Origin of the sequence: Streptomyces sp. RK62, from assembly GCF_018070255.1 — a bacterium.
Classification (GTDB): Bacteria; Actinomycetota; Actinomycetes; order Streptomycetales; family Streptomycetaceae; genus Streptomyces; species Streptomyces nigra.
In genome coordinates, this window is record NZ_JAGPYD010000031.1 from 1 (window position 1) to 23,390 (window position 23,390).

At 72.2% G+C, this 23,390-nt stretch carries 20 protein-coding genes and 1 tRNA gene; 15 read left to right on the forward strand and 6 right to left on the reverse strand.

Annotation, left to right across the window (positions count from 1 at the left end; all coding sequences use genetic code 11):
• Window positions 1-24: 24 nt before the first annotated feature.
• Window positions 25-1,476, forward strand: a complete 1,452-nt coding sequence (locus tag KBY32_RS34870; protein WP_210982891.1) for a DUF2079 domain-containing protein — start codon at window positions 25-27, stop codon at window positions 1,474-1,476.
• 78 nt (window positions 1,477-1,554) lie between these two features.
• Here the strand turns inward: KBY32_RS34870 and KBY32_RS34875 are convergent, their stop codons facing one another.
• Entirely contained in the window at window positions 1,555-4,125 is a 2,571-nt protein-coding gene (locus tag KBY32_RS34875) for an ABC transporter permease (RefSeq protein WP_210982892.1), read from the reverse strand.
• Window positions 4,122-4,910 (reverse strand): ABC transporter ATP-binding protein, encoded by a 789-nt coding sequence (locus KBY32_RS34880; RefSeq protein ID WP_055624193.1) that lies wholly within the window; start codon window positions 4,908-4,910, stop codon window positions 4,122-4,124. The genes KBY32_RS34875 and KBY32_RS34880 overlap by 4 nt, the downstream gene beginning before the upstream one ends.
• A gap of 743 nt (window positions 4,911-5,653) precedes the next feature.
• On the opposite strand from KBY32_RS34880, the gene KBY32_RS34885 reads away from it, so the two are divergent.
• The 7 genes from KBY32_RS34885 to KBY32_RS34915 all read left to right on the forward strand — a co-directional run bounded on the left by KBY32_RS34885 (window position 5,654) and on the right by KBY32_RS34915 (window position 11,432).
• Complete coding sequence (locus KBY32_RS34885; protein ID WP_210982893.1) at window positions 5,654-6,493, forward strand: helix-turn-helix transcriptional regulator; 840 nt, start codon at window positions 5,654-5,656, stop codon at window positions 6,491-6,493.
• A complete protein-coding gene (locus KBY32_RS34890) occupies window positions 6,465-6,686 on the forward strand; it encodes a DUF397 domain-containing protein (protein WP_115508343.1) in 222 nt (73 codons plus the stop codon). Before KBY32_RS34885 ends, KBY32_RS34890 begins: the two co-directional genes overlap by 29 nt.
• Before the next feature lie 44 nt (window positions 6,687-6,730).
• The gene (locus KBY32_RS34895) at window positions 6,731-7,393 is read left to right on the forward strand and encodes a VanZ family protein (RefSeq protein ID WP_210982894.1); all 663 of its coding nucleotides are present in this window, start codon (window positions 6,731-6,733) and stop codon (window positions 7,391-7,393) included.
• Between the two features lie 9 nt (window positions 7,394-7,402).
• A complete protein-coding gene (locus KBY32_RS34900) occupies window positions 7,403-8,083 on the forward strand; it encodes a response regulator transcription factor (RefSeq protein ID WP_055624189.1) in 681 nt (226 codons plus the stop codon).
• Window positions 8,076-9,179 (forward strand): HAMP domain-containing sensor histidine kinase, encoded by a 1,104-nt coding sequence (locus KBY32_RS34905; RefSeq protein ID WP_210982895.1) that lies wholly within the window; start codon window positions 8,076-8,078, stop codon window positions 9,177-9,179. Before KBY32_RS34900 ends, KBY32_RS34905 begins: the two co-directional genes overlap by 8 nt.
• 187 nt (window positions 9,180-9,366) lie before the next feature.
• Window positions 9,367-9,825: a DUF485 domain-containing protein gene (locus KBY32_RS34910; protein ID WP_055624187.1), complete on the forward strand. Its 459-nt coding sequence runs from the start codon at window positions 9,367-9,369 to the stop codon at window positions 9,823-9,825.
• Window positions 9,822-11,432: a cation acetate symporter gene (locus tag KBY32_RS34915; RefSeq protein WP_210982896.1), complete on the forward strand. Its 1,611-nt coding sequence runs from the start codon at window positions 9,822-9,824 to the stop codon at window positions 11,430-11,432. The genes KBY32_RS34910 and KBY32_RS34915 overlap by 4 nt, the downstream gene beginning before the upstream one ends.
• 46 nt (window positions 11,433-11,478) lie before the next feature.
• Here the strand turns inward: KBY32_RS34915 and KBY32_RS34920 are convergent, their stop codons facing one another.
• The 3 genes from KBY32_RS34920 to KBY32_RS34930 form a co-directional block, all read right to left on the reverse strand.
• Entirely contained in the window at window positions 11,479-12,366 is an 888-nt protein-coding gene (locus KBY32_RS34920) for a cellulose-binding protein (RefSeq protein WP_055624185.1), read from the reverse strand.
• Window positions 12,367-12,629: 263 nt separating this feature from the next.
• Window positions 12,630-15,227 carry an SUKH-4 family immunity protein gene (locus KBY32_RS34925; RefSeq protein ID WP_210982897.1) on the reverse strand — a complete coding sequence of 866 codons (2,598 nt, stop codon included), beginning with the start codon at window positions 15,225-15,227 and terminating at the stop codon, window positions 12,630-12,632.
• A gap of 8 nt (window positions 15,228-15,235) precedes the next feature.
• On the reverse strand, window positions 15,236-16,261 hold the full coding sequence (locus KBY32_RS34930; RefSeq protein ID WP_079033877.1) for an SMI1/KNR4 family protein: 1,026 nt from the start codon (window positions 16,259-16,261) through the stop codon (window positions 15,236-15,238).
• A 309-nt stretch (window positions 16,262-16,570) separates the two neighbouring features.
• Between KBY32_RS34930 and KBY32_RS34935 the strand changes: the two genes are divergently transcribed.
• Together KBY32_RS34935 and KBY32_RS34940 are read left to right on the forward strand one after the other, a co-directional pair.
• A complete protein-coding gene (locus tag KBY32_RS34935) occupies window positions 16,571-17,095 on the forward strand; it encodes a YwqJ-related putative deaminase (protein WP_055624834.1) in 525 nt (174 codons plus the stop codon).
• 89 nt (window positions 17,096-17,184) lie between these two features.
• Window positions 17,185-17,679 carry an SUKH-3 domain-containing protein gene (locus KBY32_RS34940; protein ID WP_055624835.1) on the forward strand — a complete coding sequence of 165 codons (495 nt, stop codon included), beginning with the start codon at window positions 17,185-17,187 and terminating at the stop codon, window positions 17,677-17,679.
• Between the two features lie 32 nt (window positions 17,680-17,711).
• On the opposite strand, the gene KBY32_RS34945 is transcribed toward KBY32_RS34940, so the two are convergent.
• Complete coding sequence (locus tag KBY32_RS34945; RefSeq protein WP_210982898.1) at window positions 17,712-19,040, reverse strand: sensor histidine kinase; 1,329 nt, start codon at window positions 19,038-19,040, stop codon at window positions 17,712-17,714.
• Between the two features lie 154 nt (window positions 19,041-19,194).
• On the opposite strand from KBY32_RS34945, the gene KBY32_RS34950 reads away from it, so the two are divergent.
• The 5 genes from KBY32_RS34950 (at window position 19,195) to pth (ending at window position 23,371) form a co-directional block, all read left to right on the forward strand.
• Window positions 19,195-19,265, forward strand: a tRNA-Gln gene (locus KBY32_RS34950).
• Window positions 19,266-19,389: 124 nt separating this feature from the next.
• Window positions 19,390-20,838 (forward strand): bifunctional UDP-N-acetylglucosamine diphosphorylase/glucosamine-1-phosphate N-acetyltransferase GlmU, encoded by a 1,449-nt coding sequence (gene glmU, locus KBY32_RS34955; RefSeq protein WP_210982899.1) that lies wholly within the window; start codon window positions 19,390-19,392, stop codon window positions 20,836-20,838.
• 77 nt (window positions 20,839-20,915) lie between these two features.
• Window positions 20,916-21,896, forward strand: a complete 981-nt coding sequence (locus KBY32_RS34960) for a ribose-phosphate diphosphokinase (RefSeq protein ID WP_055624838.1) — start codon at window positions 20,916-20,918, stop codon at window positions 21,894-21,896.
• 180 nt (window positions 21,897-22,076) lie between these two features.
• Entirely contained in the window at window positions 22,077-22,673 is a 597-nt protein-coding gene (locus tag KBY32_RS34965; protein ID WP_055624898.1) for a 50S ribosomal protein L25/general stress protein Ctc, read from the forward strand.
• 95 nt (window positions 22,674-22,768) lie between these two features.
• Window positions 22,769-23,371: an aminoacyl-tRNA hydrolase gene (gene pth / locus KBY32_RS34970; RefSeq protein ID WP_108707299.1), complete on the forward strand. Its 603-nt coding sequence runs from the start codon at window positions 22,769-22,771 to the stop codon at window positions 23,369-23,371.
• Window positions 23,372-23,390: the final 19 nt, after the last annotated feature.

Below are 23,390 nucleotides of genomic sequence, written 5' to 3' on the forward strand. Positions count from 1 at the left end.
CCCCCGCCCACGTAAAGTCCCCCCATGCCCACCCGTGCCGCCGCCTCGAACCAGGACACCTCCTCGGACCCCGCGATAGCCGGGACCGGCCCGCGTGCCGGGGAGTCGCCGGTGCCCGGAGCGGGCCGGTGGGACGCCTGGGTGCTGGCCGGTGTGCTGTTCGTGGGGTACGCGATCGTCTCCGTGGGGCGGTACCGCCATCTGGGGCAGCGCTCGTGGGACCTCGGCATCTTCGAGCAGGTCGTGCGCTCCTACGCGCACCTCCAGGCGCCGGTCGCCGACCTGAAGGGCCCGGGGTTCAACATCCTCGGCGACCACTTCAGCCCGGTGACCGTGCTCCTTGCCCCGCTCTACCGCCTGTTCCCGTCGTCCATCACTCTGCTCGTCGCACAGGCGGCGCTGTTCGCGCTGTCCGCCGTCCCGGTCGCCCGGGCCGCCGCCCGGCTGCTGGGCCGCGGGCGCGGACTGGCGGTCGGCGTCGCGTACGGGCTGTCCTGGGGCATCCAGGAGGCCGTCGACTTCGACTTCCACGAGATCTGCTTCGCGGTGCCGCTGATCGCCTTCGCGCTGGAGGCGCTGCTGGCCCGGCGCTGGCGGGCCGCCCTGCTGTGGGCGCTGCCGCTGGTCCTCGTGAAGGAGGACCTGGGGTTCACGCTGAGCGCCCTCGCCGTGGTCGTCGCCTGGCGGGCGCGCGGCACCTCCCCGCGCGCGGCCCGGTACGCGGCCGGTGTCGCCGTGTTCGGTGCCGTCGCCGTCGCCGTCACCCTGCTGGTGCTGATACCGGCGTTCAATTCGGCGGGCTCCTACGACTACTGGAACAAGGTGGGCGAATCGGGCGGCGGGGGGCCGCTGGACGGTCTGGACACCAAGCTCCGCACCCTCGGCTGGATCCTGATCCCGACGACCGGGCTGCTCGCCCTGCGCTCCCCGCTGCTGCTGGTGGCGCTGCCCACCGTCGGCTGGCGGTTCGTGTCCTCCTACCCGCAGTACTGGGGGACGGACTGGCACTACAGCGCCGTCCTGATGCCGGTCGTCGCCCTCGCCCTCGTCGACGCCCTGCACACCGCCCGGACCAGCCCGCTCCCGTGGCTCAGGTCGTATGCCCAGCACCTTCCGGCCGCCGTCGCGGGCGCCTCCCTGGCGCTGACGACCTCGCTGCCGCTGGCCGCCGTGACCGAGACCGAGATCTACCGCAAGCCGGAGCGGGTCACCGCGATCGAGCGGCTGCTCGACACGGTCCCGGACGGCGCGTCCGTCGAGGCGAACATCGCCCCGATCAGCCGGCTCACCTCGCGCTGCCGGGTCTTCTGGGTCAGCAACACCCAGGGCGTCGAGCCGGACTACATCGCCCTGGACAACTCCCGCAAGCGCTACCGCGACGTCGAGGCGTACGCCCGCACCCTGCACCCCGACGCCCGCTACAGCGTCCGGGGCACGGCCTACGGGGTCGTCCTGCTGGAGCGGCAAGGGGGCTGACAGGACGGACGCGGCCCGGCCCGGAGGGTGTGTCCCCTCCGGGCCGGGCCCGTCCCCCGCAACCCCCGTGTGCGGTGGCTACTCGGTCGCGATGGCGTTGAGGACGTTCATCCGGCCCGCCCGGAACGCCGGGACGAGGGCGGCGAACAGTCCCACGAAGGCCGATCCGACGAACACCCCGGCGATCGTCGGCCACGGGATGTCGAGGACGTTCAGGCCCTCCAGGGCGAGCAGCCGCTGGGCGGTCGCGCCCCAGCCCATGCCCAGTCCGAGGCCCAGCAGGGCGCCGAAGAGGGCGATCACGACGGACTCCATGCGGATCATGCGGCGCAGCTGCCGGCGGGAGAGGCCGATGGCGCGCAGCAGGCCGATCTCCCGGGTCCGCTCGACCACCGACAGGGCCAGGGTGTTCACCACACCGAGGACGGCGACGATGATCGCCAGGGCCAGGAGGCCGTAGACCATGTTCAGGAGCTGGCCGACCTGGTCCTTCAGCTCCTCCTTGTAGTCGGTCTGGTCGCGGACCTGGTACTGCGGGTACGGGTCGAGCGCCTTCTTCAGGGCCGCGTAGGCGGCGTCCTGCTTGCCGTCCTCCGCCTTGGCGAACATGATCACGTTCTGCGGGATCCGGTCCGCGGGGACGTACTTCCGGAGCGTGTCGATGCTCAGGTAGCGGGCGCCCTGGTCGATGGAGGTGTCGTCGTCCGTGACGGCGGCGACCTTCAGTTTCGCGGTCTCGCCGCCCTTGAAGGCGACGGTGACGGTGTCGCCGACGTGCACGCCGTGCTTCTTGGCGTAGTCGCTGCCGACCGACATGGCGTCCTTGCCGTACGCGGCGGCGAGGGTGCCCTCGGTCGTCGTCCGGCGCAGGTCCTCGGCGTACGTCGGATCGGCGGCCGTGACCCCGCTGTCGTCGGTCTTGCCGTCGGGCGAGGTCAGGGTGGCGTCGACGTCCTTGTAGCGGGTGACGTGGGCGAGGCCGGGCGTGTCCTCCATGGCTTTCTCCGCCTGCGGCACGATCCGCTGCTGCTGGCTCATCACGATGAAGTCCGCGCCGACCGACTTGTCGAGCTCGCTCGTCGCCGAGGCGACCATCGAGGAGCCGACCACCGACAGGCACGCCACCAGGGCGAGGCCGATCATCAGGGCGGCACCGGTGGCGCCGGTGCGGCGCGGGTTGCGCAGGGCGTTGCGCTCGGCCATGCGGCCCACGGGACCGAACGCCCGCAGCAGCACCGCGCTGATCACCCGGACCACGCCGCCCGCGAGGAGCGGGCCGATGACGACGAAGCCGATCAGGGACAGCACCACACCGGCGCCCAGCATCAGCGCGCCGTCGCTCGCCTTGTCGGCGGTGGCCGCCAGGTAGAGGGCGGCCGCGCCGGCGCCGGTGAGCACCAGGCCGATCAGGCCGCGCACCCGGCCGGCCCGGCCGTCGGCCGGGGTGCCGGCGTCGCGGAGGGCGGCCATCGGGGAGACCTTCCCGGCGCGGCGGGCCGGCAGATAGGCGGCCAGCACCGTCACCACGACACCGAGGATCAGACCGATCACCGGGGTCGACGTCTTCACGGTGAGGTCGTCGGTGGACAGGCTCATACCGGCCATCGACATCAGCTTCATCAGGCCGATGGCGATCCCGACGCCCGCGCCGATCCCGAGGACGGACCCGACGAAGCCGAGCAGCAGCGCCTCCACCAGCACCGACCGGTTGACCTGGCGGCGCGAGGAGCCGATGGCCCGCATCAGGCCGATCTCCCGGGTGCGCTGGGCGACCAGCATCGAGAAGGTGTTGATGATCAGGAAGATGCCCACCAGGAACGCGATCCCGGCGAAGCCGAGCATGGCGTACTTGATGATGTCCATGAACTCGCCGACGTCCTTGCGGTTCTCGTCGGCGTTCTCCTTGGCCGTCTGGATCTTGTACGAGCCGTCCAGGGCCTGCGCCACGCTCTTCTTCAGCTGGGTGTCGCTCACGCCGTCCGCGGCGGTGACGGAGACCTGGGTGAACCGGCCGGTGGCGCCGAGCAGGGCGCGCTGGCTGGTCTCGGTGTCGAAGTAGACGACGGCCGCGCCCGGGTTGGTGACCTTCCAGGAGGCGATGCCGACGATGTTCGCGCGGATGTCGCCGGTGGCGGCGATGGTGCGCAGCTCGTCGCCGAGCTCGAGGTCGTGCTTGTCGGCGGTGTCGGCGTCGACCATGACCTCGGTGGGCCCGCGCGGCGCGTGCCCGGAGGTGATCTCCATGGACCGCAGGTCGTTCTCGGTCCAGTTGCCGGCGATGGTGGGCGCCCCGGTGGACGACCCCATGTTCTTGTTGTCGGCGTCCACGACGGTCACGTTCAGCGAGCTGATCGCGCCCTCCGCCTTCTTGACGCCCTCGATCGACGCGACCTGCTCGACGACCGACGCGGGCAGCGAGCGCGGCCGGCCGGTGCCGGAGCCGTCGTCCTCGTCCTCGGCCTCCTTGGGGCTGACGCTGACGTCGGAGGAGGTCACCGCGAAGAGCTTGTCGAAGGTGGTGTTCATCGTGTCGGTGAACACGAGCGTGCCGCACACGAACGCCACGGACAGCAGGACCGCCACCGCGGACAGCGCCATCCGCCCCTTGTGCGCGAAGAAGTTGCGCAGCGAGGTCTTCACGACGGTCATGACGTGCGCCCCCGGGCGTCGAAGTCCTTCATCCGGTCCAGGACGGCCTCGGCCGTCGGCTTGTACATCTCGTCGACGATGCGTCCGTCGGCGAGGTACAGCACCCGGTCCGCGTAGGAGGCGGCGACCGGGTCGTGGGTGACCATCACGATGGTCTGGCCCAGCTCGTCCACCGACCTGCGCAGGAAGCCGAGGACTTCGGCGCCGGCGCGCGAGTCCAGGTTTCCGGTGGGCTCGTCACCGAAGATGATCTCGGGCCGGGCGGCGAGGGCGCGGGCCACCGCGACACGCTGCTGCTGACCGCCGGAGAGCTGGGTCGGCCGGTGCTTGAGCCGGTCGGACAGGCCCACGGTGTCGACGACCCGCCCCAGCCAGGCCTTGTCCGGCTTGCGGCCGGCGATGTCCATCGGCAGCGTGATGTTCTCCAGGGCGTTCAGCGTGGGCAGCAGGTTGAACGCCTGGAAGATGAACCCGATGCGGTCGCGCCGCAGTTGGGTGAGCTTCTTGTCCTTCAGACCGGTGATCTCGGTGTCGTCGAGGTAGATCTGCCCGCTGGTGACGGTGTCGAGCCCGGCGAGGCAGTGCATCAGGGTGGACTTGCCGGAGCCCGAGGGCCCCATGATCGCGGTGAACTGCCCGCGGGCGATGTCCACGTCCACATGGTCCAGGGCGACGACGCGGGTCTCCCCCGACCCGTACGCCTTCACGACCTGCCGCGCCCGCGCGGCCACGGCCGTTTGCCCTCCAGTACCCCCGTGCCTGGGAATGGTCACAGCCGAAGTCACGGTATGTCTCCTAAGTCGGTCGGCAGGCGCCGCACGCCATCTCGTTACGGCGTTCAGTCTCGTGTCGGGAGAGGGTCCGGCGCGCTGGTGCCCGGCCCCGTCTTGTGCGGGGGAAAACCCCACCCCCACCGGTTCGGTCAGCCACCCCCCCGGCGGCGTAAAGCCAGGTTAAGGACCCGGCCCCCGCCGTCTCGTCCTCCGCCGGTACCAACCCTCCCCGAGACCTGGTACGGAGGTACCCCTAGGGGCTGTCCCCCCTGGGGTGGAGGCCGTGTCAGGGTCGCTGCGCCCTTCGGCCCACCCAGCCTCCACCCTCCCGCCGCGTGAGGGTCAAGCGGGAAGCCCCCGGTGGACGGAACGACAGGGATCAGGGACGGCGGACGGCGACCTCGGGGTACGCCGGTGAGGCCCCGTGGCACCGAGTCGCCCCCGCGCCCTACCCGCGACGTACACAGCGGGGGCACCGGCAGGGCGGGAAACGGCCGGCGAGGTCGAACGGCGTGTCCTTCCGCGACGGCCGGTACGTCACCGTGGGTCCCCACGTCCGCCCGCCGTCCCGGGAGACCCGCAGCGTCAGCGCGGGCCCCGGCACCTCGTCGAACGGGTCTTTCTGCTGCTCAGCCTGGTCCACGTGACCGCCTTTCACTTTCCGTGTCGTCTCCCGCACACAGTGACGTCACCGTGGGTACGCTCGGAAGGTGGCTCAGCGTGACAACGGAGTCCGCACGAAGGGGAGTTGCCGGGTGGCCATCGAGGACAACCCGCGTTCGCGGGAGCAGTACGGGGCGGAACTGAAGCGGCGCCGGGAGGCGGCGGGCCTGACCCAGGAGGAACTGAGCCAGCGTGCGGTGATGTCGCGCACGCATATTGCGCATATCGAGGGCGGGCGACGCAGACCGGACGTCGAGGACGCCCGCCGCCTCGACCAGGTGCTGGGGACCGACGGCTTCTTCGAGAACTTCCTGCCGGTGCTGGACGGCCGCAAAGTTGCCGAACACTTCAAGGGTGCCGCCGAGTTCGAGGGGCAGGCCGTCGAGATCCGGCTGTACGCACCGAAGTTGGTGCCGGGCATCCTCCAGACACCCGCGTACGCGCGGGAGGTGCTCAGTTCCGGCTCCACACCGAGGAGCGACGAGCAACGTGACGCGCTGCTTGTCACACGTCTCCAGCGCGGGCGCATCCTCGACGACCCCGCCACTCCGACCGTATGGGCCATGTTCGACGAGGCCGTGCTGCGGCGGCCGATCGGCGGGCCCTCCGTGATGGCGGAACAGCTCCGGCACGTCCTGGCCCTCGCGGAGACCCACCGGATCCGAGTGCACGTCCTGCCCTTCTCGGCCGGATACCACGCCCTGCTCGAAGGCTTCGTCTCCCTGATGTGGTTCGAGGACATGCCTCCCGTCGCCTACGTGGAGGGCCTGCGCACCGGCCGCGTCTGGGAACTCCCGTCCGTGGTACGCGAATGCCAGGTGGCCTACGATCAGGCGCTGGGCGACGCCTTGTCGCACCGGGCATCTCTGGCGCTCCTCAGGTCTGCCGCGGAGGATTACGAGAATGAAGCGCGACGAGTACCGCATCCCTGACGCCTCGGTCCTGACGTCATGGCGCAAGTCCTCCTACAGCGGCGGGGACAGCGGCGACTGCCTAGAAGTCGCCGACACACCGCACCCCATGACCCCCGTCCGCGACAGCAAGCTCCCCACCGGCCCCGCCCTCCTCTTCTCCGCGCCCGCCTGGACCGCGTTCGTCGGCGCCGTATATCGCGGGCGTATGTAAAACCGCGTACGCCGACGCAACAGCACGGCCTCTGTCATGGAGGCATGACCCGCAAGCTCTTCCCTCTCGGCGCGGCCGTGCTCGGCGTGGCGGCCGTCCTGTTCCTCCTGCGGCGGCCGCTGATGATGACCGCGCCCACCTGCATGGCCGGGCGGTGGCACGGCTGCTACGACACGTTCAACGGCGTGGTGCTGATGACCCTGGTCACGGTGCCGTTGGCCGTCCTGGTGGCGTACGCCCTGGCGTGGCGGCGCCAGAAGCGCGGAGTCCCGGCGGCGTGGCGGCTCTCGCTGGCCGAGGTCGGCATGGTGCACGGCACGGTGCCGTTCGTCTGGCTGGTCCTCATGCCCGGCGCGGCGGCGGGACAGGTCCCCGGCCGGGTCAGCCTCGTACCGCTGCGGGACCTCGTCACCATGGGCCCGCTCGGCATCACCGGCAATCTGCTCGTCTTCGCGGCCCTCGGCTTCTTCGCGCCGATGCGGTTCGCGGCGCCGGCGTCCGTGCCACGGGTGCTGGCGCTCGGGGCGGCCTGTTCGGTCCTGGTCGAGACGGCGCAGTACGTGCTGCGCCTGGACCGGGTGTCGTCGGTGGACGACGTCCTGGTGAACGCGGCCGGTGCCGCGCTCGCCGCACTGGCGTCCCGCCGCTGGTGGCGCACCTCGGCGCGAGCGTCCTCGCACACACCCGCGGTACACACCGCTGCCTAGGCTGCGGACATGCGTGTACTGATCGTGGAGGACGAGCCCTATCTCGCCGAGGCCGTCCGGGACGGGCTGCGGCTGGAGGCGATCGCGGCCGACATCGCCGGGGACGGCGACACGGCTCTGGAGCTGCTGAGCGTCCACTCCTACGACATCGCGGTCCTCGACCGTGACATCCCGGGCCCGTCCGGCGACGAGGTCGCCCGGCACATCGTGGCGTCCGGCAGCGGCATCCCGATCCTCATGCTGACCGCCGCCGACCGGATCGACGACAAGGCGTCCGGCTTCGAACTGGGCGCCGACGACTACCTGACCAAGCCGTTCGACCTGCGGGAACTCGTGCTGCGGCTGCGGGCCCTCGACCGCAGGCGCGCGCACGCCCGGCCTCCGGTGCGGGAGATCGCGGGGCTGCGCCTCGACCCGTTCCGCCGGGAGGTGTTCCGGGACGGACGCCATGTGGCGCTGACGCGCAAGCAGTTCGCGGTGCTGGAGGTTCTGGTGAACGCCGAGGGTGGGGTGGTCGGTGCGGAGGAGCTGCTGGAGCGGGCCTGGGACGAGAACGCCGACCCGTTCACCAACGCGGTCCGCATCACCGTGTCCGCCCTGCGCAAACGGCTGGGCGAGCCATGGGTCATCGCCACGGTCCCGGGCGTCGGCTACCGCATCGACACCGGCGGGGACGACGACCGTGGCTAGGCGTCCCGGCCCGAGCACCCGGCTGAAGCTCACCCTCAGCTATGCCGGGGTCGTCCTGGTCACCGGGGCGGTCCTGCTGGCGGTGGTGTGGCTGTTCCTGCTGCGCTACGTGCCGGACAACTCGCAGGGACTGCTGGGGATCTCGCCCAACCGGTATCTGCTGTCCCGGGTCTTCGGGCGCGCGGCGGCCGTGACGATGGGCGTGCTGCTGGTGCTCGGTCTCGGGGGCGGGTGGATCCTCGCCGGGCGGATGCTCGCGCCGCTGACCCGGATCACGGCCGCCGCCCGGACGGCAGGGAGCGGGTCGCTGTCGCACCGGATCCGTCTGGAGGGCCGCCAGGACGAGTTCCGGGAGCTGGCCGACGCCTTCGACGGCATGCTGGAGCGGCTGGAGTCGCATGTCGCCGAGCAGCAGCGGTTCGCCGCGAACGCCTCGCACGAGCTGCGCACGCCGCTGGCCATCTCGCAGGCCATGCTCGACGTGGCCCGGCGGGACCCGGACGGCGACCACGACGAGGTCTTCGCGCGCCTCCAGGCCGTCAACTCCCGGGCGATCGATCTGACGGAGGCGCTGCTGCTGCTCGGCCGCAGCGACCGGGGGAACTTCGCCCGCGAGAGCGTCGATCTGTCCCTGCTCGCCGAGGAGGCCGCCGAAGTGCTGCTGCCCCGGGCCGAGGAGCGCGGGATCACCCTGGACGTCACCGGCGGGGCGGCCCCGGTCGCCGGTTCGGCGGAGCTGCTGCTGCGGATGGTGACGAACCTCGTCCAGAACGCCGTCGTGCACAACCTCCCCGAGGGCGGCACCGTCACCGTGCGGACCGGGACCCTCGGGGACGTGAGCGAGCTGCGGGTGGAGAACACCGGCCCGCCGGTGCCGCCGGATCTCGTGCCCACGCTGACGGAGCCGTTCCGGCGCGGCAGCGAACGCGTCCGCACGGACGAGCACGCCGGCGCCGGCCTGGGCCTCGCCATCGTGCAGAGCGTCGTCCGCGCGCACGGCGGGAGCCTGGTCCTCGCGCCGCGTGACGGCGGCGGCCTGACGGTGACGGTGCGACTGCCGAGGACAGAACGGACATCCGCCGGTCAGACAGCGTAAAAGTCTGAGTTAACGACGGTAACACCCCAGGTCAGACACGGCTTGATAGCGATCCCGCATACCGACCAATCAGTTTGCAGAAACCCTCGCGTTCACCCGTACTCCGAAGTAACGTGCGTGGCTCGCCCACCCCCCCACCTCCCTGCGGTCCGCCGCACCGGACCCGAGCCATGCAAGGAGTACTGGGATGTCCTCCCCGTATGAGCCGTACCAACCCCATACGTCCCACCCGCCACCACCGCCCCACGCCACCTACCCGTGGCAGGCGGCCTTCCCGGCCGAGCCGGCCGAGCCGCCGCGCCACCGCACCCCCGAGAACCCGCCGCTCGGGAACCACAGCGACCTGCGGGTCCTGCGGACCGCCTACCGGCTGCAGCGCCGCGTGGCGACCCTCACCGCCCTCGGCTACTTCCTGCTCTTCCTGATCCTGTCCGCCTTCGCGCCCGACTTCATGGGCGGCGAGGTCGCCCCCGGTCTGCCCACCGGTCTGCTGCTGGCCCTGCTCCAGCTGCCGGTGACCTGGCTGGCGATCGGCCTGTACGAACACACCGCCCGCCGCTACGTCGACCCGATCGCCGACCGCATCCGCCGGCAGTCCCAGGTCGACGCCAAGCGTGACGCCGGGCAGAGGGGGGCCGGACGATGACGGACTTCGGCGGAGACGCCCAGGCGATGTCCCTGGTCGCGTTCTGCGCGGTCGCCACCATCACCCTGCTGCTGTGCGTGATGACCGGCCCCGACCGGGACGACCTCGACGAGTTCTACACCGGCTACAGCTCCCTGTCGCCGATGCGCAACGGCCTCGCGATCGGCGGCGACTACATCAGCGCCGCGACCGTCCTCGGCACCACCGGCGTGATCGCGCTGTGCGGCTACGACGGCATCGTGCTGGCCCTGAGCACGGCCCTGTCGCTGATGCTGCTGATGTTCCTGCTGGCCGAACCGCTGCGCAACGCGGGCCGGTTCACCATGGGCGACGCCCTCGCCCGCCGGATGCCCGGCCGGGCCGTACGGATCGCCGCGTGCGCGGTCACCCTGGCCGCGCTGCTGCCGCTGATGCTGGTGCAGCTCGCCGGGACCGGCCAGCTGCTGGCGTTCATCCTCGGCTTCTCCGGCGACTCCCTGAAGACCGGCTGCATCATCGGCCTGGGCGTGCTGATGATCAGCTACGCGGCGATCGGCGGTATGAAGGGCACCGCCCTCATCCAGATCCTCAAGCTCGTCATGCTGCTCGGCTCGGGATCCGTCGTCGCCCTGCTCATCCTGCACCGCTTCGACTGGGACCCGGGCGCGCTGTTCGGCGCGGCCGCCGCGCAGAGCGGTGTCGGCCCGTCGTTCCTCAACTCCGGACTGCAGTTCGCGGGCAGCCCGTACCCGCGGATCGACATGATCACCTCGCAGCTCGCCGTGGTGCTCGGCGGTGGCGTCCTGCCGCACATCACCATGCGCATGTACACGGCCACCGGGGCCCGCCAGGTCCGCCGGTCGATGTCCTGGGCGGTGTCCAGCGTCGCCCTGTTCGTGCTGGTGATCACGGTGATCGGGTTCGGCGCGACCGCGCTGATCGGCCGCGAGGTCATCGCCGGGGCCGACCCGCAGGGCAACACCGCGTTCCTGCTCGGCACCCGGGCCGTCTTCGGCATCGAGGTCTCGTACGCGGAGACGATGCTGTTCACGGCCGTCACCACGGCGATCTTCCTGACGGTGCTCGCCTCGGTGGCGGGCATGATCCTCGCCTGCGCCAACTCCCTGGCGCACGACCTGTTCGCGGCCCGCTCGGAACGGCTGTCCACGCGGCGGGAGATGACCGTGGCCCGGCTGTCGGCGCTCGCCGTCGGCGGCGTGGCGATCGTGCTGGCGACGATGGTCCAGCACCGCAGCCTGCAGCCCCTCGTCACGCTGTCGTTCACGCTGGGCGCCTCCGCCATCGCGCCCGCGCTCGTCTACAGCCTCTTCTGGCGCCGGTACACCCGCACCGGACTGCTGTGGACCCTGATCGGCGGCACGGTCGTCGTGCTGCTGCTGATGCCGGGCACCAACCTGGTCTCCGGCTCGCCCGTCGCGGCGTTCCCCGAGGCCGACTTCAACTGGTTCCCGTTCACCACACCGGGGCTGGTGTCGATCCCCGCCGGGTTCGCCCTCGGCTATCTCGGGACGGTCCTGTCGGGCCGCGGGAAGTCCGACGACCAGCGACGGCAGTACGAGGCCGTCGAGGGCTGGATCCTCGCCGGAGCCGTCCGCCGGGGCAACTGACCGCGGACGTCCGAGGGCCCGTCACCGATGTGCCGGTGACGGGCCCTCACTCCTGCGCCACCTGCCCGGTCAGCGCCGTCAGGCTGTTGCGCATCTGCCCGATGTGGGCGCGCACGGCGTCCCAGGTGTCGCTGTGCTCGCGCAGCACCCGCTCCGTCTCCAGGGCGATCTCCTCGGCCCGCCGCCGGGCCGCCGCGACCAGCTCCTCGGCGTGGGTGCGGGCCTCCTCCTCCAGCCGCCGCGCCGACACCTCCGCGTCCGCGAACACCTCGGTCGCCTCGGCCAGCGCCGCCTCCGCCCGCGTCTCCCGCTCCCGTTCCGCCGTCTCCTGGGCCGCCAGCTGCTCCTCGGCCTCCCGCTCGGCCCGCATCCACTTCCTGTCGTGCCGCTCCGCCTGGTCGGCCAGCATCCCCACGGTGCGCTGCCGCGCCTCCCGCAACGCGCCCAGCGCGCCCTTGCGTTCCTCGCGCACCTCGCGGCGGGCCGTCACCCGGATCTCGTCCGCCTCGGTGCGGGCCGCCAGCAGCCGCTCCCCGGCGAACCCCTCCGCCTCGGTGGTCACCGCGTCGGCGTGCGTCCGCGCCGCCTCCCGGACCCCGTCCGCCCACTCCTGCGCCTCGTCCATCAGACGCCGGGCCTCCTTGCGGGCCTCCCCGCGCACGGCCGCCGCCTCCTGCTCGACCAGTTCGAAGATCCGGCGCGCCCGTTCGCCGAGGGTCTCGTACGTCTGGGGGGCGAGCCGCGCCACCTCCTCGCGCAGCCGCTCCGCCTCGGTCTCCATCTCCCTGGCCAGCACGGTGAGCCGGGCGGCCCGCTCCCAGGCGGCGTCACGGTCGCGGGAGAGGGCGTCGACGAAGGCGTCGACCTGGTCGGGACGGTAGCCGCGCCCTCGTACGACCACGAAGTCGTACAGCGGGACCGGTGCGCCACTCATCTCGGAACCCCTCTCCACCGGACGGACAGGAAAATGATGATTTAGCGCACATCTTGAAGTATCAGGCGTAAGTGGGCATAACGCGACACTCCGCGTACGGGAGCGGGCGGGCGGCGCGGGGAGCGGCGAACAGCGCACACGAAAGGGGCCGACCCCGGTCTCACCACCGGGATCGGCCCCTTCCCGCACCCGGCCGCCCTCAACGGCAGCCGGGTGACATCACGTCACACACCCTCCCCGACCGGACGAACGTCCGTGCGAGGTCAGAGCAGTCCGTCCCACATCTGTTCCAGCAGCACCGACCACCAGCTCTCCGGCGAACCCAGCGCCGCCGGGTCCAGCGCCGCGAGCTGCGCCTGGAAGTCGACGGTCCAGCGGCCCGCCTGCTCCTGGTTCAGACCGAACCGCAGCCGCCACATCCGGCCCAGCAGGGCGAGGCAGCGCTGGAACTCGGGCAGTCCCGTGTTCACGAACTGCGGCGGCACGGGCGCACCGCCCGGCCCGGCCTCGACGGGCACGGCCACGATGTGTGCCGTCCCGTACTGCACACACAGCGCCCTGCCGAAGTCGCTGCCCATCACCAGGTACGAGCCCGCGTCCGACGCCGGCTGCACCCCGCGCTCCTGCGCCAGCTCCGCCAGCGTCGGCACCGGCCGCCCCGGCTGGGCCTGCGCCCAGAAGAACGGGCCCATGTCCAGCGGCAGTCCGCCCACGACCAGGCTGTGCGCCACGATGGGCGGCACGCCCTGGCGGGAGACCGCGGCCTGCTCGAACCGGAAGATCCCCGGCCCGAACGCCCCGGCGAGTTCCTGCGCCACCCCCTCCGGGGGGATCGGCGGCACCGGCTGCACCTGCGGCAGCGGGGCCCGCACCGGCGCCGGCCGCGCCGGACCGTCCGCCACCTGGTGCAACTCGCCCTGATGGGCCAGCAGTTGGCTCATGCCCTGCTGACGGCTCGCGTGATCCGTGCCGTACGGCGCGATCGACGTGATCCGCGCCTGCGGCCACTGCTCCCGGATCATCCGCGCGCAGTACGCGCCCGGCAGCTCGCACGACTCCAGCTCGGTGTGCAGCTCCAGCACCTGGTCCGGCGGCACGTTCATGGCGCGCAGCTCGTGGAAGATCTGCCACTCCGGGTGCGGGGTGCCCGGCGCGGAACGCCGGATCAGCTGCTGCTCGGAGCCGTCCTGGGCGCGGTAGCGCAGCACGGCCTGGTAGCCGGGGCCGACGGTCGGCTGACCGGTGGGCTGCTGCGGATAGCCGTACGCGGGCGGCTGCCCCGGACCCGGCGCCATCGCACCGGGAGGCACGGCACCGGGGGGCATGGGCTGCGGGGCGCCTGGAGGCCCACCGGGGCCGGGCTGGCCGACCGGTCCGGGATGCCCGGGATGCCCGGAGGGTCCGGGAGGGCCGACGGGGCCGGCCGGTCCGGTGGGCACGCCGGGGACACCCGGGGCGCCGGGAGCGCCCGGAGCGTTCGGGACACCCGGGGCGGGCGGCGGCGGAGGCACGCCGGGACCCGCGACGGGCGGCGCGGACAGCACGGTCTCCGCGTGGTGCACGGCACCGGGGCCGCCACCCGGAACACCGGGTGCGCCGGGGGGCTGCGGGGCGCCGGGCATGCCGGGGGCACCCGGGGCTCCGGGCGGGGCCGGGGGACCGGGCGGCTGCGGGGTGCCGGGAGCACCGGGTGCGCCAGGGGGCGCGGGCATACCGGGGGCACCCGGGGCGCCGGGCGGCGCCGGAGGCTGCGGGCCGGGGTTGGCCAGCATGGTGGCGGCATGGTGCACCCCACCCGGGGGCGTCCCACCGGGCGTACCCGGAGCACCGGGCGGAGCCGGCACACCCGGGGCGCCGGGCGCACCGGGAGGACTCGGGACACCAGGCGGGTTCGGGGCGCCGGGCGGCTGCGGAACGCCGGGGCCGCCCTCCGGCCCGTCCGGACCGAGCGACGACACCAGCTGCGTCGGCACATACCCGCCGGCCGGGGCGCTGCCCGCACCCGGCGCACCGGGCGCACCCGGCGGCGGAGGCGGCGTCGCGCCACCGGGCCCGCGCGGCGGAGCCTTGCTCGTCGCCGCGTCCGCGATGTCCCCGGCGCTCGGCGGCTGCGGATACCCGTACGACGGCGGCGCGGGCGGAGGCGTCGGCGTACCCGCGCCCTGCGGAGAGCCGTACGACGGCGGTCCGGACGGCGTGTCCGGGCCGTCGACGGCCGGCTCGACCGCCGTCCGAGGCAGCCCGCTGCCGCCCGCCATCAGCGCCGTCTCGGCGTCCGGCGGCGTCGCGGTGTCGTCACCGCTGAGCGGCGGCGCGAACACCGTCTCCGGGAGCGGCACCGAACGGTCCTCGCCCGCGTCGGCGTTGGTGTCCGTACCCGCCCACGGCGTCGCCCCCTCGGGCACCGCCGCCGGCACCGCGTCCCGCGGCTCGTCCACCGGCTCCGCGTCGCGCGGCCCGGCGTCCTCCGGCTGCCGGCGGTCCGGCACACCCATCCGGTCCGCCGCCTCCTGCAGCCACTCCGGCGGGGTCAGCAGGAACGACGTCTGGTTCAGATCGACCCGCGCCGCGGGCGCCGGCACCGGTTCCGCGGCCGCGTCGTCACGGCCGTACTCCTCCTCGTACCGGCGGATCACCTCGCCCACCGGCAGCGACGGCCACAGCGTGGCCTCCCCGCTGTCCCGGGCGATCACCAGCCGCTGTGCGCCACCGTCCGACCGCGGCCCGTCCGCGCGGTCCTCGGCCCACACCACGAAGCCCAGCCCGAACTCCCGCACCCGCACCTCACGATGCTGGTACGACGGCACATCGCCGTTGATCCACTCCTCGGCGCGCTCCTGCGCCTGTGCGAACGTCACCATCGCGAAGCTCACTCCCCCGCAGCCGCGGCCTCGACAGGCACCGCACGCGCGAACCCACCGTCCACCATCAGATTCGCCACCGTGTCCAGCTCCGGCGGAGAGCCCGCCAGCCGGGACAGGAACGCGTCGAAGTCCTCACCGCACGGCAGCAGCAGACGCTCCACGCGCTCCGCCACCGACCACGACGGATCCACGTCCCGCGCGTCGTCGTACGCCGAGAACCACACCGAGCCGATCCGCTCGCCCTTCACCTTCACGGCCAGCAGCCCGCCCTGCACGAACCCCACACACAGGTAGTCCTTGGTGAGATGGTCCCGCAGGCACTTGTTCGCATAGACCAGGTCGTTGACCGCCGCCTCGTCCCGCACCGTGAAGAACGGCTGGTCGATCAGCAGCCCCAACTCCGCGTCCAGCGCCGTCCCCACCGGGGCGCAGCCGCCCGCGGCCTTCAGGAACGACCGGTACGCGCCCGGCAGCCGGTAGCCGAGGTCCTCCTCGACGCCCAGCGCCTGCGCCTCCGTCACCGCCACACCCGACTTGGGCAGCCGGAAGTGCGCCGGCCGCGTCTCCTGCAACGGGCGCGTGCCGCGCTTGAGCTGGTCCACGCCCGACGTCGCGATCCCGCCGTGATGCCGCAGCAGCGCCTTCACCTCGACCGGGACCAGCTCCAGCCGCCGCGAGCCCACCACGTGGTGCCACGTCCAGCCGTGCGGCGTCGCCACCGCCGGCACCGTGTCCCACAACTCGTGCCCCGACGCCGCCAGCGCCGCGTTCGCCGACACGTAGTCCGTCAGCCGCAGTTCGTCGACACCGAAACCCTCCGGCGGCTCCGCGATCTCCGCCGCCGCCCGCGCGTACGGCGAGAAGTCGGGGTAACCCCGCTCGTCCACCCGCACCCCTCTGGGGTGCCGGGCCGCCCGCACCGGGTCGGGAAAATGCACGACCTGCCCGGCGTAGGCCGCGTTCGGCGGCGCGGCGTGTCCCCCGGCCTGGCGGCCGGGAGGATCCCCCAGCCCGAGCCGACCTGTCGTCATGGCGGTAGCCCCCTGCGGCGTTCTGACCCGGGCCCGCCATGACCACACACGGTCACAACGCCCCGAATCGACTGACTCGTCTGCGTCCACGCGTCACCGCATGGAAAGCGGTGGCGACAGCCTATGCGGTACGACGACCACGGTCACCGGCACAGGTGACAGCCCCCCTCACCACCGTGACAAGGCGTCACCCCACCGTGACAGCCCGCCCCGACACGGGCGTGTCGCGTCGCCCCAGCTTCCGCACCCGCCACGCCATTTGGCACTCTGTGACGTCCGAGAGCATGCCCGGGGGATGCTCAGGAGGGGATGATGACCATGAACGCGACACAGACCGACCCGCACTCAGGCAGGTCCGGCGACCCCCGCATCGGATGGAGCGCCGACGGCACCCCGTACACACCGCCCCTCCTGCACCGCCGCGACGGCATACTCCCCACCGTCGCCGCCGCCCTCTCCGTACGTGGCGCCACCCTCACCGGCACCGCCGCCCGCGGCGACCAGCCCCCCGCCCTGCACCACCTGGTCCAGGACTTCCTCGACACCCTCACCAGCAACGAGCGGGACCGCTTCACCGGACGCTGCGCCGAGACCATCCTCATCTCCCGGCACATCGCCGCCGCCGACACGGCCCGCAGCAAACGCGCCTCCCGCAAACCCATGACCAACGGCGAAGCGCGCAAAGCCCTCAAGCAGGCCAAGCTCACCACCCGCCGGATCCGCGAGGACGGCGATCCGCTGCACGGCAGCTTCGTCACCCCCTGCCGCGCCTGCACCGCCCTCAGCGCCCACTTCGGCGTCCGCATCGTCGACCCCACGCCGCCCGCCGACTGAACCCCCAGCCCGCACGACCGCACACCGCCGCGCGCGCCCGGACACCGACCCCCCACCCGGCCCCGGCACACTCGACGAACGAAGAGCCGATGCACACCGACCGCACCTCGACCACCCGCTTCCCCGTGCCCGTCGACGCCGCCCTGCGCGCCGCCGGCTGGCAGCCCGGGCGCTGGGACATCAAGCAAGCCGAGATCTGGGCCGACACCCTGCGCGAGCACACCTCGCCCGCCGGGCACCGCCACACCGTCTTCCCCGCCGCCGTCGAGGCCTGGGCCGAGTTCGGCGGCCTGCACATCACCCCGGCCGGCCCCGGACGGCAGATCGCGCCCGCCGCCCTCCACCTCGACCCGCTGCACGGCCTGCACATGGCCCGCACCCTCGGCGACCTCGGCCGCGCCCTCGACACCGACGTCAGCCCCCTCGGCACCGAGACCGACACCGACTCCCTGCTCGCCATCGACAGCGAGGGCCGGGTCTACGCCCTCGACCACACCGGCGACTGGTACCTCGGCGCCGACATCGACCAGGCCCTCGCCGGACTCGTCACCGGCCTCGAACCCGCCCGCCTCACCGCGCCCTGACCCGCCGCGGTCACACCGCGGTCGGGCGGCGGTCACACCGCGGGGATCACCGCCGACACCCGGAAGCCGCCCGCGTCCGTCGGCCCCGACACGAACACCCCGCCGAGCGCCGACACCCGCTCCTTCATCCCCACCAGACCGTTGCCGCCCGACGGCAGCCGCGCGGACGACGCCGACGAGGCCTCCGGCGGCGGCTCGTTCTCCACCTGCATCGCGATCTCCGACACCCGGTGCGCGAGCCGCACATACGTCTTCGCGCCCGCCGCGTGCTTGTGGACGTTCGTCAGCGCCTCCTGCACCACCCGGTACGCCGTCTGCTCCACCTCCGGCGCGTACTCCCGGGACTCCCCCTCGACCGACAGATCGACGACCATCCCCGCCGCCGCCGACTGCCCCACCAGCTCGTCCAGCTCCGACAGGCACGGCCCCTCGGCGACCGGCTCCTCCGCCCGCTCCCGGTCGGCGGCCACCGCCGCGGCGACGCCCACCGCAGCCAACGGCACCACCGCGCCCCGCGAGGCGTTCGCCGACGCCACACCGCTGCGCAGCACCCCGAGCATCTCCCGCAGCTCCGTCAGCGCCTGCCGGCCCATGTCCCCCACGAGGGCCGCATTGCGCACGGCCTTCTCCGGGTCCTTGCGGGCCACCGCCTGCAACGCCGCCGCGTGCACCACCATCAGGCTCACCCGGTGCGCGACGACGTCGTGCATCTCCCGGGCGATCCGCGTCCGCTCCTCGTTGCGCGCCCATTCGGCGCGCTCCTCCGCCCGCTCCGCGAGCAGCTGCAGCTCCCGCTCCAGACTGTCCGCCCGCTCCCGCAGGCTCTCCATCAGGCGGCGCCGGGCCCCGACGTACAGGCCGAGCAGCAGCGACGGCGCCGTCAGCCCGATCGCCGTCGTCAGCGAAGCGAAGGGCACCACCCAGTCGCCCCAGGTCAGATTCCCCCGCGCCACGTCCTGGCGGACCCATACGAACGTCACGATCAGCGTGCCGACGAACGACATCCCCGCCAGCGACGCGATGATCCGGCGCGGCAGCTCCGAGGCGGCCAGGGTGTACAGGCCGACGATGCTCAGCAGGAAGCCCATCTGCGCCGGCAGCACCGCGATCGACACGAGCACCACCGCGATCGGCCACCGGCGGCGCAGCAGCAGCACCGAGCCCGCCAGCGCCCCGAACACCACCCCGACCGGCACCGGCAGCCCCGCGTCCCGCGCGAACCCGACGCCCTCGAACGCGCACTCCACCGCGGACGCGCCGGCCAGCGTCCCGTCCAGCACGGCGCCACGCGCCCTGCTCCACCACCACGGTCCGCCCCCCGGCGGCGGGTCCCCGGCGTGCTCTTCCCCCGTCCTGGTCATGCCTCCAGCCTACGGGCGCACCCCCACCCATTTCCGTCGACTTTCCCGGACCGTCCCGAGCAGCGCGGACTTGTATCGTCGCGTCGAAGGCCCCAGGTACGGCATAGTAGGAGCCGTCCGATCGGACGATCTACTGAATCGGACATCCAGCCCATCCCGGGTCGTCTAAGGGCAAGACGTCAGATTTTGGTTCTGATCATGGGGGTTCGAGTCCTCCCCCGGGAGCACATCTTCGGTTCGGGCCCCACCTGGCAGCGCCAACGGTCGGGGCCCGCTCTCATGTCCGCCGGGAAACGCCCCGGTATCCTGCGGATGTCACCCCTCCCCCATCACAGCCGAAGGGCATCCCGTGAGCGCCATTCGCCCGGCAGCCGTCGTCGTTCTCGCAGCGGGTGAGGGCACCCGTATGAAGTCGGCCACACCCAAGGTCCTGCACGAGCTCTGCGGACGCAGTCTCGTCGGGCATGTGCTGGCCGCCTCCCGCGAGTTGGACCCCGAGCATCTCGTCGTCGTGGTCGGCCACGCGCGTGAGCAGGTCACCGCACATCTCGGCGAGATCGACCCCGCCGTGCGCACCGCCGTGCAGGCGCAGCAGAACGGCACGGGGCACGCGGTGCGGATGGCCCTGGAGGAGCTGGGCGGCCCGGTGGAGGGCACGGTCGTGGTCGTCTGCGGCGACACACCGCTGCTGACGGGCGGCACGCTGTCGGCGCTGGCGGCGACGCACGCGGCGGACGGCAACGCGGTCACCGTGCTGACGGCGGAGGTGCCGGACGCGACGGGCTACGGCCGGATCGTGCGGGACGGCGCCTCGGGCGCGGTGACGGCGATCGTGGAGCACAAGGACGCGTCGGAGTCGCAGCGGGCGATCCGGGAGATCAACTCCGGGGTGTTCGCGTTCGACGGGCAGCTCCTCGCGGACGCGCTGGGCAAGGTGCGCACGGACAACAGCCAGGGCGAGGAGTACCTGACGGACGTCCTCGGCATCCTGCGGGAGGCCGGGCACCGGGTGGGCGCGTCGGTGGCGGCGGACCACCGGGAGATCGCGGGCATCAACAACCGGGTGCAGCTGGCGGAGGCGCGCCGGATCCTGAACGACCGGCTGCTGACGGCGGCGATGCTGTCCGGCGTCACGGTGGTGGACCCGGCGTCGACGTGGATCGACGTGTCGGTGACGTTCGAGCAGGACGCGGTCGTGCTGCCGGGTACGCAGCTGCTGGGCGCCACGCATCTGGGCGAGGGCGCCGAGGTCGGGCCGAACAGCCGGCTGCGGGACACGCGCGTGGGCGCGGGGTCCCGGGTGGACAACACGGTTGCGGACGGCGCCGTGGTGGGTGCCGGGGCGTCGGTGGGTCCGTTCGCGTATTTGCGTCCGGGTACCCGGCTGGGCGCCAAGGGCAAGATCGGCACGTACGTGGAGACCAAGAACGCGTCGATCGGTGAGGGGACGAAGGTCCCGCATCTGTCGTACGTGGGGGACGCGACGATCGGCGAGTACACGAACATCGGCGCGGCCAGCGTGTTCGTGAACTACGACGGCCAGGACAAGCACCACACGACGGTGGGGTCCCACTGCCGTACGGGTTCGGACAACATGTTTGTGGCTCCTGTCACGATCGGGGACGGTGCGTACACCGCCGCCGGGTCCGTGATCACGAAGGATGTGCCGCCCGGTTCGCTGGCCGTGGCCCGTGGCCAGCAGCGGAATATCGAGGGTTGGGTGGCCCGCAAGCGTCCGGGGAGCGCGGCGGCGCGGGCTGCCGAGGAGGCGTCCCGGCAGGGCGGAAGCGAAGACTGACCGGAAACGGGTGCGTCGGACACGGCGTACCGTGATAGGTGCACACCCAGCTGAGACACCTCTGAGGAGACAGTGCTGTGACCGGGATCAAGACGACCGGCGAGAAGAAGATGATGTTCTTCTCCGGCCGCGCCCACCCCGAGCTTGCCGAGGAGGTCGCCCAGCAGTTGGGTGTCGGGGTCGTCCCGACGAAGGCCTTCGACTTCGCGAACGGCGAGATCTATGTGCGGTATCAGGAGTCTGCGCGGGGTGCGGACTGCTTCCTGATCCAGAGCCACACGGCGCCGATCAACAAGTGGATCATGGAGCAGTTGATCATGATCGACGCGTTGAAGCGTGCGTCGGCCCGCTCGATCACCGTGATCGTGCCGTTCTACGGCTACGCCCGCCAGGACAAGAAGCACCGTGGCCGTGAGCCCATCTCGGCCCGTCTGATCGCGGACCTGATGAAGACGGCCGGCGCGGACCGCATCCTGACCGTGGATCTGCACACCGACCAGATCCAGGGCTTCTTCGACGGGCCGGTGGACCACCTGTTCGCGCTGCCGCTGCTGGCGGACTACGTGGGCCGCAAGGTCGACAAGGACAAGCTGACGGTCGTCTCGCCGGACGCGGGCCGGGTCCGGGTCGCGGACCGCTGGTGCGACCGGCTGGGCGCGCCGCTGGCGATCGTCCACAAGCGGCGTGACAAGGACGTGGCGAACCAGGTGACCGTCCACGAGGTCGTGGGTGAGGTCAAGGGCCGCGTCTGCGTCCTGGTCGACGACATGATCGACACGGGCGGCACGATCTGCGCCGCGGCGGACGCGCTGTTCGCGCACGGCGCGGAGGACGTCATCGTGACGGCGACGCACGGTGTGCTGTCGGGTCCGGCGGCGGACCGCCTGAAGAACTCGCGGGTCAGCGAGTTCGTGTTCACGAACACGCTGCCGACCCCGGGTGAACTGGCGGCGGATCTGGACAAGATGACGGTGCTCTCGATCGCGCCGACGATCGCGAGTGCGGCGCGCGAGGTGTTCGAGGACGGTTCGGTGACGAGCCTGTTCGACGAGCAGTAGGCGAGCGCCGAAGATCGTTTTGGGAACGGCCTCCCTCCCCGAGTAGACTGCTGCAGTTGCTCGGCGAGGGAGGCCGTTTCCCGTTGTGGAGGCGGTTGTCCGTTATCGACGCGCTCTTCGTAGCAGGCCGTTCGTGGCCGGGTGACCCCGTCCGTTCTACTTCTACGAGGAGTGATCGCCATGTCCGAGGTGAAGATCGCCGCCGAGACCCGTACCGAGTTCGGTAAGGGTGCCGCCCGCCGTATCCGTCGTGACAACAAGGTCCCCGGTGTGCTGTACGGCCACGGTTCCGACCCGCTGCACCTGACGCTTCCGGGCCACGAGCTGCTGCTCGCCCTGCGTACGCCGAACGTCCTGATCGCGCTGGACATCGACGGCAAGACCAACGAGCTGGCCATCCCGAAGGCCGTGCAGCGCGACCCGCTGAAGGGCTTCCTGGAGCACGTCGACCTGCAGCTGGTCAAGCGCGGCGAGACCGTCACGGTCGAGATCCCCGTGCACGCCGAGGGCGAGCTGGCCCCGGGCGGCAACCTGCTCGAGCACGTGCTGAACGCCCTTCCGGTCGAGGCCGAGGCCACGCACATCCCCGAGTCGGTCACCGTGTCGGTGGAGGGCCTCGCGGCCGGCGACTCGATCCTCGCCAAGGACATCGAGCTGCCCAAGGGCACCAAGCTGGCCGTCGAGGACGACACCGTCGTGCTGCAGGTCCTGGCCGCGCAGGCCGAGGAGGCCGCCGAGGGCGCCGAGGCCGAGGGCGAGGACGTCGCCGAGGCCTGATCCTCGAGTCGTGGCGGGAGCCGTTCCGGTTCCGCCGTCGTGTTCGCCGGCCGCCGTCCCTCCGGGGGCGGCGGCCGGCGCGTATCAATGGAGACGTGGACGTGACGACCGATCCGAGTGCGCCGTGGCTGATCGCCGGTCTCGGTAATCCGGGGCCCGAGTACGCCAGGAACCGGCACAACGTGGGGTTCATGGTGGTGGATCTGCTGGCGGAGCGGATCGGGGGCAAGTTCAAGCGGGCCGGGAAGGCGCAGGCGCAGGTCGTCGAGGGGCGCATCGGCCCGCCCGGACCGGCGAACCGGCGGGTGGTGCTGGTGAAGCCGATGTCGTACATGAACCTGTCGGGCGGCCCGGTGAACGCGCTGCGCGACTTCTACAAGGTGCCGCTGGGCAACATCGTCGCCGTGCACGACGAACTGGACATCGACTACGGCACGCTGCGGCTGAAGCTCGGCGGCGGCGACAACGGGCACAACGGCCTGAAGTCGATGACGAAGGCCATGGGTTCCGACTATCACCGGGTGCGGTTCGGCGTGGGGCGTCCGCCGGGCCGGATGCCGGTGGCGGACTTCGTGCTGAAGGACTTCTCGGCGGCGGAGCGCAAGGAGCTGGACTACTTCGTGGACCGGGCGGCGGACGCGGTGGAGTGTCTGGTGATCGAGGGCCTGGAGCGGGCGCAAAGCACGTACAACTCCTGACTTGTCCGTCGGCGCGGCC